18 protein-coding genes are annotated in these 12,755 nt (G+C 62.3%); 4 read left to right on the top strand and 14 right to left on the bottom strand.

The genetic code is table 11. From position 1 onward, the window contains the following. Position 1: 1 nt before the first annotated feature. The 4 genes from gshB to C8264_RS19910 form a co-directional block, all read right to left on the bottom strand. Positions 2-946, bottom strand: coding sequence for a glutathione synthase (gene gshB, locus C8264_RS19925; RefSeq protein WP_108462739.1), 945 nt, complete (start codon positions 944-946; stop codon positions 2-4). Between the two features lie 41 nt (positions 947-987). After that, positions 988-1,377 (bottom strand): YraN family protein, encoded by a 390-nt coding sequence (locus C8264_RS19920; protein WP_245893408.1) that lies wholly within the window; start codon positions 1,375-1,377, stop codon positions 988-990. Continuing rightward, on the bottom strand, positions 1,346-2,227 hold the full coding sequence (gene rsmI / locus C8264_RS19915) for a 16S rRNA (cytidine(1402)-2'-O)-methyltransferase (RefSeq protein ID WP_108462737.1): 882 nt from the start codon (positions 2,225-2,227) through the stop codon (positions 1,346-1,348). Before rsmI ends, C8264_RS19920 begins: the two co-directional genes overlap by 32 nt. A gap of 64 nt (positions 2,228-2,291) precedes the next feature. Then, on the bottom strand, positions 2,292-2,852 hold the full coding sequence (locus C8264_RS19910; RefSeq protein ID WP_108462736.1) for a TetR/AcrR family transcriptional regulator: 561 nt from the start codon (positions 2,850-2,852) through the stop codon (positions 2,292-2,294). Positions 2,853-2,910: 58 nt separating this feature from the next. Between C8264_RS19910 and C8264_RS19905 the strand changes: the two genes are divergently transcribed. Beyond that, the gene (locus tag C8264_RS19905; protein WP_108462735.1) at positions 2,911-3,363 is read left to right on the top strand and encodes a DUF2214 family protein; all 453 of its coding nucleotides are present in this window, start codon (positions 2,911-2,913) and stop codon (positions 3,361-3,363) included. Positions 3,364-3,370: 7 nt separating this feature from the next. Here C8264_RS19905 and nth read toward each other — a convergent pair whose 3' ends face one another. After that, entirely contained in the window at positions 3,371-4,048 is a 678-nt protein-coding gene (gene nth, locus C8264_RS19900) for an endonuclease III (protein WP_205245738.1), read from the bottom strand. A 48-nt stretch (positions 4,049-4,096) separates the two neighbouring features. On the opposite strand from nth, the gene C8264_RS22310 reads away from it, so the two are divergent. Beyond that, positions 4,097-4,582: a DUF2244 domain-containing protein gene (locus C8264_RS22310; protein WP_162783795.1), complete on the top strand. Its 486-nt coding sequence runs from the start codon at positions 4,097-4,099 to the stop codon at positions 4,580-4,582. A gap of 78 nt (positions 4,583-4,660) precedes the next feature. Further along, positions 4,661-5,530, top strand: coding sequence for a methylated-DNA--[protein]-cysteine S-methyltransferase (locus C8264_RS19890; RefSeq protein ID WP_108462733.1), 870 nt, complete (start codon positions 4,661-4,663; stop codon positions 5,528-5,530). Between the two features lie 155 nt (positions 5,531-5,685). Here the strand turns inward: C8264_RS19890 and C8264_RS19885 are convergent, their stop codons facing one another. Together C8264_RS19885 and dapB are read right to left on the bottom strand one after the other, a co-directional pair. After that, positions 5,686-6,300 (bottom strand): 2,3-bisphosphoglycerate-dependent phosphoglycerate mutase, encoded by a 615-nt coding sequence (locus C8264_RS19885; protein ID WP_108462732.1) that lies wholly within the window; start codon positions 6,298-6,300, stop codon positions 5,686-5,688. A 16-nt stretch (positions 6,301-6,316) separates the two neighbouring features. Beyond that, positions 6,317-7,129, bottom strand: coding sequence for a 4-hydroxy-tetrahydrodipicolinate reductase (gene dapB, locus C8264_RS19880; RefSeq protein ID WP_108462731.1), 813 nt, complete (start codon positions 7,127-7,129; stop codon positions 6,317-6,319). Between the two features lie 117 nt (positions 7,130-7,246). On the opposite strand from dapB, the gene C8264_RS19875 reads away from it, so the two are divergent. Further along, the gene (locus C8264_RS19875) at positions 7,247-7,597 is read left to right on the top strand and encodes a VOC family protein (RefSeq protein ID WP_108462730.1); all 351 of its coding nucleotides are present in this window, start codon (positions 7,247-7,249) and stop codon (positions 7,595-7,597) included. 343 nt (positions 7,598-7,940) lie between these two features. Here C8264_RS19875 and coaA read toward each other — a convergent pair whose 3' ends face one another. The 7 genes from coaA to hisB all read right to left on the bottom strand — a co-directional run bounded on the left by coaA (position 7,941) and on the right by hisB (position 12,561). Continuing rightward, a complete protein-coding gene (gene coaA, locus C8264_RS19870; RefSeq protein WP_108462729.1) occupies positions 7,941-8,891 on the bottom strand; it encodes a type I pantothenate kinase in 951 nt (316 codons plus the stop codon). Beyond that, the gene (locus C8264_RS19865) at positions 8,891-9,208 is read right to left on the bottom strand and encodes a phosphoribosyl-ATP diphosphatase (RefSeq protein ID WP_425430703.1); all 318 of its coding nucleotides are present in this window, start codon (positions 9,206-9,208) and stop codon (positions 8,891-8,893) included. Before C8264_RS19865 ends, coaA begins: the two co-directional genes overlap by 1 nt. A 152-nt stretch (positions 9,209-9,360) precedes the next feature. Beyond that, on the bottom strand, positions 9,361-10,158 hold the full coding sequence (gene hisF, locus C8264_RS19860) for an imidazole glycerol phosphate synthase subunit HisF (RefSeq protein ID WP_108462727.1): 798 nt from the start codon (positions 10,156-10,158) through the stop codon (positions 9,361-9,363). After that, complete coding sequence (hisA, locus tag C8264_RS19855; RefSeq protein ID WP_108462770.1) at positions 10,155-10,886, bottom strand: 1-(5-phosphoribosyl)-5-[(5-phosphoribosylamino)methylideneamino]imidazole-4-carboxamide isomerase; 732 nt, start codon at positions 10,884-10,886, stop codon at positions 10,155-10,157. Before hisA ends, hisF begins: the two co-directional genes overlap by 4 nt. Then, positions 10,883-11,533 carry an imidazole glycerol phosphate synthase subunit HisH gene (gene hisH / locus C8264_RS19850; RefSeq protein WP_108462726.1) on the bottom strand — a complete coding sequence of 217 codons (651 nt, stop codon included), beginning with the start codon at positions 11,531-11,533 and terminating at the stop codon, positions 10,883-10,885. The genes hisA and hisH overlap by 4 nt, the downstream gene beginning before the upstream one ends. Next, positions 11,530-11,877 carry a DUF2628 domain-containing protein gene (locus C8264_RS19845; protein ID WP_108462725.1) on the bottom strand — a complete coding sequence of 116 codons (348 nt, stop codon included), beginning with the start codon at positions 11,875-11,877 and terminating at the stop codon, positions 11,530-11,532. Before C8264_RS19845 ends, hisH begins: the two co-directional genes overlap by 4 nt. A 96-nt stretch (positions 11,878-11,973) precedes the next feature. Beyond that, positions 11,974-12,561: an imidazoleglycerol-phosphate dehydratase HisB gene (gene hisB, locus C8264_RS19840; protein WP_108462724.1), complete on the bottom strand. Its 588-nt coding sequence runs from the start codon at positions 12,559-12,561 to the stop codon at positions 11,974-11,976. Positions 12,562-12,755: the final 194 nt, after the last annotated feature.

The following is a 12,755-nucleotide window of genomic DNA, read 5'->3' as shown; positions in this document are numbered from 1 at the left end:
CTCAGGCGCGACGCTTCGCGATCGCATCCCAGATCAGCACCGCGATATCGGGCCCGCCGAAGCGCTTGATCTCGCGAATGCCGGTGGGGGAGGTGACATTGATCTCGGTGAGATAATCCCCGATCACGTCGATGCCGACAAAGATCATGTCGCGCTCCTTCAGCGCCGGCGCGATGACAGCGCAGATTTCGCGGTCGCGCTCCGTCAATTCGATGAATTCCGGACGCCCGCCCACATGCATGTTGGAGCGAGCTTCCCCATCGGCGGGAATACGATTGAGCCCCGCCACCGCTTCGCCATCGATGATGATGATCCGCTTGTCGCCCTTGCGCACGTCGGGCAGGTATTTCTGGATCATGAAGGGTTCGCGGTAGTTGTTCTCGAACAGTTCGAGCAGGCTGGCGAGATTGTGGTCGCCTTCCTGAATGAAGAACACACCCGCCCCGCCATTGCCGTAGAGCGGCTTGACGATGATGTTGCCGTGCTCCTTGCGGAAATCGTAGATCATCCCCCGATCGCGCGTCACCAGCGTCGGCGGCATCAGCTCGGGGAATTCGGTGACGAGGATCTTTTCGGGCGCGTTGCGCACCGCCGCCGGCGGATTGACCACCAGCGTCCGGGGATGCAGCCGCTCCAGCAGGTGCGTGATGGTGATGTAGTTCATGTCGAATGGGGGGTCCTGGCGCATCAGGATCACGTCCTGGCTCGACAGATCCACCCGCTTCGCCTCGCCCAGCGTGAAATGCTCGCCCTTTGGCGCATCCGTCACCGTGATGGGCTGCGCCAGCGCCGAAACCACATCGCCCCGCAGCGCCAGTGTGTCGGGCGTATAGTGGAGCAATTGGTGGCCCCGTGCCTGGGCCTCGAGCATCATGGCGAAACTTGAGTCACCGCGCGGATTGATGGTGGCGACATGGTCCATCTGGACCGCGACTTTGAGCATCATTGGCCTCTTGGCGCTGAAAACTGAGTGTCAGGCGCGGCGCCTCAGGCAGAGGCATCGAACGCATTGATGACATGGCGCGGCCATTGCCGCGGCGCAAGGAAAATTACGTCGAACCGCATGTTGCCTCCGGCCTTGGCCGGGTGCTTGGCCGTCCAATATCGTGCTGCCCGCACGATCCGCTGCTGGTTGACCGCAACCAGGGCCTCGGCCATGCTGCTCGCCTGCCGGCGCGCCTTGACCTCGACGAACACCGTCACCCCGAAGCGTTCGGCCACGAGGTCGATCTCGCCAACCGGCGTCTTGTAGCGCGTCGCGACAATTCGATAGAATTTTAGCCGCAGGAACCAAGCGGCCAGCGCTTCCGCCCGATGTCCATCAAGGTGCGCAGCAATGCGCGCCTTACTCTTGAGCCTTGAGCCTGAGGGCGGCATCATAGACTTCCTTGCGCTTGAGCCCGAATTGTTCCGTCACGGCGTCCACCGCCGCCCGCAGCGGCTGTCCGGCCATCTGTTCGGCAAGTTCGGCCTGCCAATCGGCAGCATCGGGGGCTGCGGCCTCGGACGCACCGGCCACCACGATCACCGCCTCGCCCTTGGTGTCACCCTCGGCAAATTCGGCCGCCAGATCGCCAAGGCTCCCACGATGCACCCGCTCGAAGCGCTTGGTCAGTTCCAGCGCCACCGCCGCCTGCCGGTCGCCCCAGATTTCGGCCATGGCTGCCAGCGTATCGTCAAGCCGCCGCGGGCTTTCGTAGAACACCATGGTTTCACGTGAATCCCTCAGCGCCTTGAGTGCATTGCCGCGCGCCCCAGCCTTGGACGGCAGGAACCCATGAAAGGCAAACGCATCGGTGGGCAGGCCCGCGACCACCAGCGCCGACAGCAGCGCCGAGGCGCCGGGAATGGGAAATACCGGCCGCCCGGCTTCGGCCATGGCGCGAATCAATGGGAAACCGGGGTCCGACAACAGCGGCGTCCCGGCATCGGAGATCAGCGCAATCGCTTGTCCCGCCGCTATATGCCCCACGATTTCGTCGGCCTTGGCCCGCTCATTGTGTTCATGCAGCGCGATCCGCCGGCCCTTGATGCCGTAGTGGTCGAGCAGGCGGGCTGACATGCGCGTGTCCTCACACAGGATGACCGCAGCGGCCGCCAGGGTTTCCAGCGCCCTGATCGTGATGTCGCGCAGATTGCCGATGGGAGTGGCGACCACGTAGAGTCCCGGCGCCAGTGCTGGCGCGGGAAATCCCTGTCCGGCAATGAAATAATGCTTCTCGTCCAAATGCCGTTTCCTTGCCTCAGCCTCGTTCTAGCAGGCGCAGGCGATCTGTACAGGGCAGGGGTGGCTAGAGGTCATCGAGGACCGCATCGATCAACTGGTGCACGTCGTCGCCAACCCGCATCGCGATCTGGCCATCGAGCAGCAATACGGCGAGGCCATGCACCCTAGCCCAGGCACCAAGTGCGGCAATGCGGTTGGATTTTGTATCTTCCCCCGTCACGTGGCGCAGCGTGGCGAAGGCAGCGTCCGCTGCCATCCGCAGCCCGGGGCGATTGTCCTTGCGCACCTGGGGAGAAAACATCAGCCGAAACAGTTCGGGATTATCCAGCGCAAATTGCACATAGGTGCGGCCCAGCACTGTGCGCAGCTGAGGCGGGTTGACCGCGGCGGCCTCTTCCATCTTGCGGGTAAAACGCTGGAAGCCGATCACCGCCAGCGATTCGAGCAGGGCAGCCCGGCTATCGAAATGCCGATAAGGCGCAGCGGGCGAAACATTGACCGCCCGGGCGAGGTCGCGCAATTGAATGCCAGCCTCTCCGTCTCGCTCCAGGATCACCAACGCCGCCTCGAGCAAGGCACGCCGCAAATCACCATGATGATAGGGCGCATTGGTAGATGTTGACATCGCTTACTTCTCTGGTACTAGATGTAAGCGACGATAACATACATCCGGGTTTAAACCAATGGATATCGATCTGATCCTCGCAATTGCGCACCATCTTGCGGTGTTCACGCTGGTGGCTATTTTCGCGGTGGAATTCGCGCTGATACGGCCGGGCCTTGCCGCGCCCGTTGTTCAGCAGCTGGGCCGCATCGATGGTGTCTACGGTGCCGCCGCGGGCGTGGTCATCATCATTGGCATAATCCGGGTCATCTTCGGCGCCAGCGGCTGGGAATATTACGTCGGCAACCACATGTTCTGGGGCAAGATGGCGGCATTCCTGCTGATGGGCCTGTTGACCGTGCCGCCCACTCTGGCGATTCGCCGCTGGGCCAAAAGCCTCGCCGAAAACCCCTCATACGTCCCACCAATGGGCGAAATCGCCGCCAGCCGGCGCTTCATTCACCTGCAAGCCGGCTTTCTGGTGTTCATCCTGATCTTCGCCGCCGCCATGGCACGCGGCTACGGCTCCTGAAGGGCGCTTACTTCGCCACCCTTGGCGGCGGCGTCTTGGGCTCGTAGCGGCACCATTGCGCAATCGGGCACCGCCAGCATTCGGGCGTTCTGGCCTTGCAGATATAGCGCCCATGCAGAATGAGCCAGTGATGGGCGTGCAGCATATAGGCTTGCGGAATAACCTTCATCAGCTTCTGCTCCACCGCCAGCGGCGTGGCCCCGGTGGCCATTCCGGTTCGGTTACCCACCCGGAACACATGGGTGTCCACAGCCATCGTTGGCTGCCCGAAGAAGATATTGAGCACCACATTGGCGGTCTTGCGCCCCACGCCCGGCAAGGCCTCGAGCGCCTCCCGGTCGGCCGGCACCTCGCCATTGTGCCGCTCCAGTAGCTGCTGGCTCAGCAGGTAAACGTTCTTGGCCTTGGTGCGGTAAAGCCCGATGGTCTTGATATGCTGTTCGATCGCCTCGGGCCCAAGTGCCACCATGGCGGCAGGCGAAGGGGCCAGCTCGAACAGCTTGCGAGTCGCCTTGTTGACGCCCGCGTCAGTGGCCTGCGCGGACAGAACCACCGCGACCAAAAGCGTGAACACGTTCACATATTCGAGCTCGCCCTTTGGATCAGGTTCAATTTCATGGAAACGCTGGAATATTGCAGCTATCTCGGCCCTGGACAGGCTCTTCACTTTTTTCAAGGCAACCATTTTCTCTTCCTGCGTTCTGCCGTTATAGTTACCGTTGGAGAGGCCATCATGCCAATGCAAGCCACAACCACAACGCCGCTGTTTTCAGCAGAGCTTACGCCCCACCGCTCGCTCGGTTCGCGCGGCGTCACGCTGGTGACCAGCCTGTGCCTGCTGTTTGCCGCCATACCGGGTCTCAGCATGATCTCGCTGGGCCTGTGGCCCATTGCAGCGCTAATGGCCGCGACCGCCCTTGCCACCGGCGCGGCCCTCTATCTTTCGCTGCGCCAGGGCAAGCGGCGCGAGCATGTCACCGTATGGCCCGAGCAGATCGAATGGGTCGCCACCGACGCCAAGGGCGACCGGACGCTGCGCCGGTTCAATCCCAAGACCGTTCGGCTCGTGCTGGATCGGGACGCCGACGAAAAGACCGTGGCCATGTGGCTACGCACCTGCAAGGACGAGCTGGAAATCGGCACCTTCCTCAATAGCGACGACAAATCGAGCTTCGCCAAGGCGCTCGGCACGGCCTTGCGCAAGGCCCGCGCAGCCTGACACCAACGCGTCAAAACCGGGTCGCGCGGCAGCCCTGCTGCGCCTAAAGAGAGCACCCAAACCATCAAGGGTGTCCCGATGAACCAGATGACCCGCATGACCCCTAGCTCGGACTACGACACGATTCGCGCCGCCATCCGCTATCTCAGCGAGAATGGCCCGGACGTTGCCGATCTGAGCCGTTTCGCCCTGTCACTGGGCTTGAGCGAGCGGCAATTGACCGATCTTTTCCGCCGCTGGTGCGGCCTCAGCCCCAAGAGCTTCGCCCAGGCCGTAGCGCTCGACCATGCTAAGTCCTTGCTGCGCCAGAAGGAAAGCGTGCTCGACACCACCTACGAAGTCGGCCTGAGCTCGACCTCGCGGCTACATGATCTGTTCGTCACCTACGAGGCCATGCCGCCCGGCATCTTCCGCACCGGCGGCGCGGGGCTCGACATGATCTGGGGCGCCGCCCCATCGCCTTTCGGCACCGCCGTGGTGACCGCCACCGAATACGGCATGTCCGGCATCGGCTTTGCCGATGACGAAACGAGCATCGAAGCGGCATTCGCCGATCTGGCCAACCGCTGGCCCAATGCCCGGTTCACGCGCAACGACCAGGCCATCGCGCCCATGGTCGCGCAGTCCTTCGATCCCCGGCAATGGTCCGCCGACCGCCCCGTGCGCATCGTGCTGATCGGCACCGATTTCGAGGTAAAAGTCTGGGAAACGCTGCTCAAGATACCGGTAGGGAAGGCGACGACCTATCAGAGCGTCGCCAGCCATATCGGCCGCCCGACCGCCTCCCGCGCCGTCGGCGCCGCCGTCGGCAAGAACCCGATTTCCTTCGTGGTGCCCTGCCACCGCGTCGTCGGCAGCACCGGCGCCCTCACCGGCTACCATTGGGGCGTCCCCCGCAAACGCGCGATCCTCGGCTGGGAAGCCGGCGTGATCTCGGCGGCGCATTAGGCTGAACCCGCCGTGCGGCACCCTCGCCAACCTTCCGTTCCCGCCTCCCCACCGGGTCATTCCCGCGAAAGCGGGAACCTCACTTCCTTCTACATATAAGTGGGATTCCCGCTTTCGCGGGAATGACGCTGTGATTCGGCAGGTGCAGGCTCCCCCTAAACCTCCACCCGCTCCTCAAGCGCTCCATCCGCCCCGATCCGGTAAATCGTCGGCTCGCCCGTTCCGATCTCGCGCTTCAGGATCTCCTCCGGCGTCAGCCCTTCGATGGCCATCACCAGCGCCCGCAGGGAATTGCCATGCGCCGCGATCAGGATGGTCTTGCCGGCCTTGAGCTGGGGCAGGATTTCGCTTTCGTAATAGGGCAGGGTGCGGGCCGCCGTGTCCTTGAGGCTTTCGCCGCCCGGAGGGGGCACGTCGTAGGACCGGCGCCATATCAGCACCTGCTCCTCACCCCATTTTGCGCGCGCATCGTCCTTGTTGAGCCCGGCCAGATCGCCATAATCGCGCTCGTTGAGTGCGATGTTGCGGGTGATGGTGACGTTGAGGATCTCCATCTCTTCCAGCATCAGGTCCAGCGTATGCTGGGCCCGGCGCAGCGCGGAGGTGTAGTAAAGATCCGGCACGATCCCCTTGGCCTTGAGCGCCTTGCCCGTCTCGCGGGCTTCGGTTTCCCCAAGCTCGGTCAGGTTCGGGTTGCGCCAGCCGGTAAAGAGGTTCTTGAGGTTCCACTCGCTCTGGCCGTGGCGCACGAGGATCAGGGTGCCGGTCATATCGTTTCCTTCTGGTTCAGTTCGCAAGGCCGAGCACGTCGACCATTGTATAAAGTCCGGCGCCTTGCCCGGCGGCCCACAGCGCCGCCCGAGCCGCGCCATTGGCATAGATGGTGCGGTCCTGCGCGCGGTGGTTCAGCTCGATCCGCTCCGACTGCCCGGCCAGGATCACCATGTGATCGCCGACGACGTTGCCGCCGCGCAGCGTGGCAAAGCCGATCGTGCCGGCCTCGCGCGGCCCGGTATGACCATCCCGGACGCGAACCGAATGATCCCTAAGCGCAATGTCACGCCCCTTGGCCGCAGCGTCCCCCAGCAGCAGCGCCGTGCCGGACGGCGCATCGACCTTCTTGTTATGGTGCATTTCCAATATTTCGATGTCGTAATCGGCCAGCGCATGCGCCGCCCGCTCCACGAGGTTGGCCAGCACCACCATGCCCATGGAAAAATTGCCCGATTTGACGATCCGCGCGCCCTCGCTTGCCGCCTGCGCTATCGCGGCGTCATCGGCTTCGGAACAGCCGGTCGTACCGATGATATGAACCAGACCACGCCGCGCCGCCTCCTGCGCCAGCGCCACGCTGGCTGCAGGCGCGGTGAAATCAACGATGATATCGGCGCCTTCGAGGCCCGCATTCATGTCGTCGCTGATGGCAACATCGAGTGCCTCGATGCCAGCCACCAATCCTGCGTCCCGGCCGATGGCCGCCGAACCCAGGCGATCGATTGCGGCATGCAGCACAAGCCCAGGCGTTGCAGTCACTGCGCAGATATTGGCGACGCCCATGCGTCCGCCTGCGCCCGCTACCACCACCCGCAGATCTGCCATTGCCGTCTCCCCTGTTCGGCTTGGGCTATAGCAGCGCTGTGGCAAAACGCCAACAGCCGTGCCCCAATGCGGACACCATGCTAGGATGGAGTTGGCAGTCTTTGGGGGAGTGTTGATTTGACCATCACCAACGCGCTGGCGGGCATAGCGGTGGACGATATGAGCGAGGCGCTTGAGTTCTATGAGCGCCTGTTTGGCCGGCCTGCCGACGCCCGCCCCATGGGTGATGTAGCCGAATGGAAACTGCCCGGCGGCGGCTGGGTGCAGATCCACACCGATGGCGACCGCGCCGGTGCTTCGAGCCTGACCCTGATCGTCGACGACATAGCCGAGGAACTCGGCCGGCTCGCCCTGCAAGGAATGACGCCCGTCGCAAAATCGGTCGGCGATTTCTTCAAGACCGCCAAATTCCGCGACCCCGACGGCAACCAGATCGTCTTCAGCCAACCCCAGCCGGGTACCTATTAAGCTGTGTGACGACATGACTTCCTTGTCAGCCACATCGTCTTCCTTGTCGGCCACGTCGTCATTCCCGCGAAGGCGGGAATCTCACTTTTGTGGCCCAAGGGCAGTGAGATTCCCGCTTTCGCGGGAATGACGCGGTGAAATTGAAAGGCCGACAACACACCAGCCCTCAATCTTGGCGCAGGTACACACTTCGATCAGGATGCCTCTTTCCCTTCTCCCCTGAGGGGAGAAGGTGGCCCGCAGGGCCGGATGAGGGGTTCAGTCTCAGGGCTTGAGCCGATGGGCGTCACCACCCCTCACTCTGAGGGACGAAGGAGCAAAAGAACCTTCGAAGCCCTATCCCTCAAACCCGCCGCAGCTGCACATCCTCGATCAAATGGCTCTTGCCCTTCTTGAGGATCAGGTCAGCCCGGCCGCGCGTGGGCAGCACATTGTCCAGCAGATTGGGCAGATTGATCGTGCGCCACACTTTTCGCCCGAACTCTCCCGCTTCCGCCTCGCTCATTTCGGCAAAGCGGCGGAAGAACGAATTCGGGTCCCGGAATGCCGTTTCGCGCAAGCGAAAGAACCGCTCCATGAACCAGGTTTCGAGATCCTCCGTCTCCGCATCGATAAAGATCGAGAAATCGATGAAATCGGACGCGAACAGGATCGGCTTGCCGGTACGGGGCAATTCGCCCGGCTGCAGGATATTGAGCCCCTCGACGATCAAAATGTCGGGGCGATCGATGACGATTTCGCTGCCTTCCACCACGTCATAGACCAGGTGCGAATAGACGGGCACCGGCACATGGCCCCGGCCGGACTTGATATCGGCAAGGAACTGCACGAAGCGGGGGCGGTCATAGCTCTCAGGAAAGCCCTTGCGCTCCATGATGCCGCGCTCGGACAGCACCGCATTGGGGTACAGGAACCCGTCCGTCGTCACCAGATCGACCTTGGGGCTGGAAGGCCAGCGCTGCAGCAGGGCCTGCAGGATACGCGCCGTGGTGGATTTCCCCACCGCCACCGAACCCGCCACCCCGATAATGAACGGCACCTTCTGGTCAGCCGCTTCGAGGAAACGCGTCGAAACACTGTGCAGATGCTGGATGGCTTCGACGTAGAACGACAGCAGGCGCGTCAGCGGCAGATAGATCTCTTCGGCTTCCTCAAGCGATATCGGATCGCTCAGCGTACGCAGCCGCTTGATGTCGTCGGCGTCGAGCGTCATCGGCTCGTCGGCGCGCAGGGCGCTCCATTGTGCCGTGGTGAAATGATGGTAAGGCGCCAGCACCTCCGGGCGCTTGGCCATCAGCTCTGGTCCCCGCGGGAGGCTTTTTCGGCGAGGCCCGATTGAGCCGTGCGCGTATCAAGTTCGGCCATCACCGCCTCAAGCGGCACATTGGCGGCCTTGAGCACGACCAGCAGGTGATAGAGCACGTCGGCCGCTTCCTTGACCAGTTCGGACCGATTGCCGGTCACCGCCGCGATCACGACTTCGGTCGCTTCCTCGCCCAGCTTCTGCGCGCATTTTTCGATGCCGCGCCCGATCAGCTTGGCGGTGTAGCTTTCATCAGGGGAAGCAGCGGCCCGGCTGGCGATGCGGTTTTCAAGCTCTTCTAGGGTCATGGAACGCACTCCGCGCCAGGTCAGTGATTGATATCCACGGTGTCATTCCCGCGAAAGCGGGGCCCCGTCGCTATATCGAGGAAAGAAAACGGAGATTCCCGCCTTCGCGGGAATGACCTTGTGGTGGAAATGGCGGCTGGTGCAAATACAACTTAAGCCGCGCCATCCATCCGCACAGCCACCCCATGGTCGCGCAGATATTGCTTGGCCTGGGGAATGGTGAAGGTGCCGAAGTGAAAAACCGACGCCGCGAGAACCGCGCTGGCGTGCCCTTCCTTGACCCCATCCACCAGATCCTGCAGCGAACCGACGCCGCCCGATGCAATGACCGGAACTTCCACCGCATCGGCGATGCTGCGCGTGAGGCCCAGGTCAAACCCGGATTTGGTCCCATCGCGATCCATCGAGGTCACCAGCAACTCGCCTGCGCCGCGTTCGACCATGCGCACGGCAAATTCCACCGCATCGAGTCCGCTCGGCCTGCGCCCGCCATGGGTGAAGATTTCCCATTCGGAGCGATTGTCACCGCCAACCTGCTGGTCCAGCCGCTGCTTGGCATCCACCGAAACCACGATGCACTGATTGCCGAACTTGTCGGCGGCGCGCGAAATGAAATCGGGGTCGCTCACTGCCGCCGAGTTGATGGCGACCTTGTCGGCGCCCGCCAGCAGCAACTTGCGAATATCCTCAATGGTGCGCACGCCGCCACCAACCGTCACCGGCATGAAGCAGTGCTCAGCGGTGCGCGACACCACATCGAAAATCGTCTCGCGTCCCTCGTGGCTCGCGGCAATATCAAGGAAAGTCAGTTCATCCGCGCCTGCGGCGTCATAGGCTATCGCTGCCTGCACCGGGTCGCCGGCATCGCGCAGATCAACGAATTGCACGCCCTTGACGACGCGGCCATTCATCACGTCGAGGCACGGGATCAGTCTGGTCTTGAGCGTCATGCGGCCGCCTTCAGCATGGCGAGTGCTTCACGTGAAACAATCCTGCCGTCATAAAGTGCGCGGCCGGAGATTGCCCCCTCCAACACCCGGTATTCCGGGCGCGTCATGCGTTCGATATCATCCATGGATGCAAGGCCACCCGAAGCGATCACCGGGATCGTGGTTGCCCGCGCCAGTTCCAGCGTTGAATCCCAGTTGATCCCCGCCAGCACGCCATCCCGGTCGATATCGGTATAGATGATCGCCGCGACGCCTGCGCCTTCGAAGCGCTTGGCGAGTTCGATCACCGAAAGCTCGGAGGTTTCCGCCCAGCCCTCCACCGCAACCATGCCGCCGCGCGCATCGATGCCGACAGCAATTTGGCCAGGAAAGCGCCTGGCGGCTTCCTTGACCAACGCCGGATCGCGCACCGCAACCGTACCGAGGATTACGCGCGCCAGACCCTTGTCGAGCCAGCCCTCGATATGGTCGAGCGTCCGGATGCCGCCGCCCAGTTGCACGGGGAAGTCGACCGCTTTCAGGATCGCCTCGACCGCCTCGCCATTGCGGCTCTCACCGGCAAAAGCGCCATTTAGATCAACTACATGGAGATATTCAAAGCCCTGTTCTTCGAACGACTTGGCCTGCGCCGCAGGATCGTCGTTGAACACGGTCGCCTGATCCATGTCGCCCAGCTTCAGGCGCACGCACTGACCGTCCTTGAGGTCGATGGCAGGAAAAAGAATCACGGCGTCCACCTCAGGAAATTTTCGATCAGTTTGAGACCCAGGGCCTGCGATTTCTCCGGGTGAAACTGCGCCCCGAACAGATTGTCCCGCCCGACGCAGGCCGTCACCGTCCCACCGTAATCGGTGGTGGCGATACGCATGTCAGCAATCTCGGTCACCAGATGGTAGGAGTGGACGAAATAGGCATGCAGCCCATCGGGTCCATCCGGAATCCCCTCCAGCACCGCATGAGGCTTCACAACAGAAATGTTGTTCCACCCCATATGCGGAATCTTGAGGCTCGGATCGTTCGGCCTGATGCGTTCCACGGCGCCGGGAATCCAGCCAAGGCCCGGTGTCACAGCCTTTTCGCGGCCTTCGGAGGCCATCAACTGCATGCCGACGCAGACGCCCAAAAACGGCGTGCCGCCCCGGATGACCTTTTCTTCCAGCACATCCACCATGCCCGGCACGGCATCGAGCCCGGCCTTACAATCGGCAAAGGCCCCAACGCCCGGCAGCATGATGCGATCGGCCTTGCGCACCAGTTCCGGGTCGGCCGTCACCAGGACATCCATCTCGCCGACATCTGCGGCCATACGCTCGAATGCCTTGGCGGCAGAGTGCAGATTGCCCGCGCCGTAATCGATGATTGCAACCGAACTCATCGGATCGCCTCCAGTTGGGCCATGTCGGCGCTATAGGCCACTCGCTCGCCGCGAGCCGTCCAGCCACGACGCAGCAAGGCGCGCCGGATCAAATCGGGTGCCGCGAACCCCAGCCATATCGCGCCGAGGATATAGAGCGAGAACGCTGCTACCCCGCCCAAAACAATGGACGCCACAACAAGCATGGCAAAACCGAGCAACCATGCGGCAAGCTCAAGCCAAAGCCGATGGACGCCCAGGAAGACCGGCGGCAGGATCGCAGCAAACCAGAAGAACTTTGCGGGCACGACCGCAGGCAAAGCGAAGCTTGCCGGCTTAGGATCGAAAATAGCGTAGAGGGTCAATGGACGCTCCAAATATTCGATGCCATCCCGGCCTTGAGCCGGGGTGACACCGTTTGTTGGAAGTCAATTAGTGCAAAAGGCCCGAAAACAAAAGCCTCAGAGCGTTCCCTTGGTGGACGGCACCCGATCCGCGGCCCGAGGATCGATTTCGACCGCATCGCGCAAGGCCCGCGCCACCGCCTTGAACATGGACTCTGCGAGATGGTGGTTGTTGTCGGTATAGAAATTCTCGATATGCAGCGTAATTCCTGCATTGATTGCAAAGGCTTGCCAGAATTCACGGAACAGCTCAGTGTCCAGCTTGCCCACCTTGTCGCGCGAAAATTCGGCGCGAAACACCAGGAACGGCCGCCCCGAAACATCCAGCGCCGCCCGCGTCAGCGTACCATCCATCGGCAGATCGGCCGAGGCATAGCGGCGAATACCCCGCTTGTCGCCCAGCGCCTGCTTGATCGCCTGGCCCAGCGCGATCCCCACATCCTCCACGCTGTGGTGAAAGTCGATGTGCAGATCGCCGGTACACCGCACATCCATGTCGATCAGCGAATGCCGCGACAGCTGATCCAGCATGTGGTCGAAAAAACCAATGCCCGTCAGCATGTTATGCTCACCGGTACCGTCAAGGTCGATCGAGACTTCGATCTGCGTCTCATTGGTCTTGCGGGCAATCTTGGCGGTACGCATGGAAATTCCTCCGGGAATGGCGGGTCTCTAGCAGATAGGCACACCCGCGTGAAGATTGGGTTTCTCACCTCGCCCCTTGTATGTTTCCTTTGAGGCCGTGATTGACGATGATCGGCCTTGGAGCGTGGCGTGAGCCATGGTCCGGGCCGGATAGCCTGTAGCCCCTCAGAGCCAGCCAAGCTCGCCCTTGAGCA

This window comes from Devosia naphthalenivorans, assembly GCF_003056355.1.
Taxonomy (GTDB): domain Bacteria; phylum Pseudomonadota; class Alphaproteobacteria; order Rhizobiales; family Devosiaceae; genus Devosia; species Devosia naphthalenivorans.
This window is presented reverse-complemented; position numbering and strand designations above follow the sequence as displayed.

Bases quoted from the DNA above. Each gene is read 5' to 3' on its own strand.
- coaA (WP_108462729.1), bottom strand. From the start codon at position 8,891: ATGGCCAAGCGCCCGGAGGTGCTGGCGCCTTACCATCATTTCACCACG.
- C8264_RS19920 (WP_245893408.1), bottom strand. From the start codon at position 1,377: ATGCCGCCCTCAGGCTCAAGGCTCAAGAGTAAGGCGCGCATTGCTGCG.
- hisH (WP_108462726.1), bottom strand. From the start codon at position 11,533: ATGAGTTCGGTTGCAATCATCGATTACGGCGCGGGCAATCTGCACTCT.
- C8264_RS19890 (WP_108462733.1), top strand. From the start codon at position 4,661: ATGAACCAGATGACCCGCATGACCCCTAGCTCGGACTACGACACGATT.
- hisF (WP_108462727.1), bottom strand. From the start codon at position 10,158: ATGACGCTCAAGACCAGACTGATCCCGTGCCTCGACGTGATGAATGGC.
- C8264_RS19885 (WP_108462732.1), bottom strand. From the start codon at position 6,300: ATGACCGGCACCCTGATCCTCGTGCGCCACGGCCAGAGCGAGTGGAAC.
- C8264_RS19910 (WP_108462736.1), bottom strand. From the start codon at position 2,852: ATGTCAACATCTACCAATGCGCCCTATCATCATGGTGATTTGCGGCGT.
- hisB (WP_108462724.1), bottom strand. From the start codon at position 12,561: ATGCGTACCGCCAAGATTGCCCGCAAGACCAATGAGACGCAGATCGAA.
- nth (WP_205245738.1), bottom strand. From the start codon at position 4,048: ATGGTTGCCTTGAAAAAAGTGAAGAGCCTGTCCAGGGCCGAGATAGCT.
- C8264_RS22310 (WP_162783795.1), top strand. From the start codon at position 4,097: ATGCCAATGCAAGCCACAACCACAACGCCGCTGTTTTCAGCAGAGCTT.
- C8264_RS19905 (WP_108462735.1), top strand. From the start codon at position 2,911: ATGGATATCGATCTGATCCTCGCAATTGCGCACCATCTTGCGGTGTTC.
- gshB (WP_108462739.1), bottom strand. From the start codon at position 946: ATGATGCTCAAAGTCGCGGTCCAGATGGACCATGTCGCCACCATCAAT.
- C8264_RS19865 (WP_425430703.1), bottom strand. From the start codon at position 9,208: ATGACCCTAGAAGAGCTTGAAAACCGCATCGCCAGCCGGGCCGCTGCT.
- dapB (WP_108462731.1), bottom strand. From the start codon at position 7,129: ATGGCAGATCTGCGGGTGGTGGTAGCGGGCGCAGGCGGACGCATGGGC.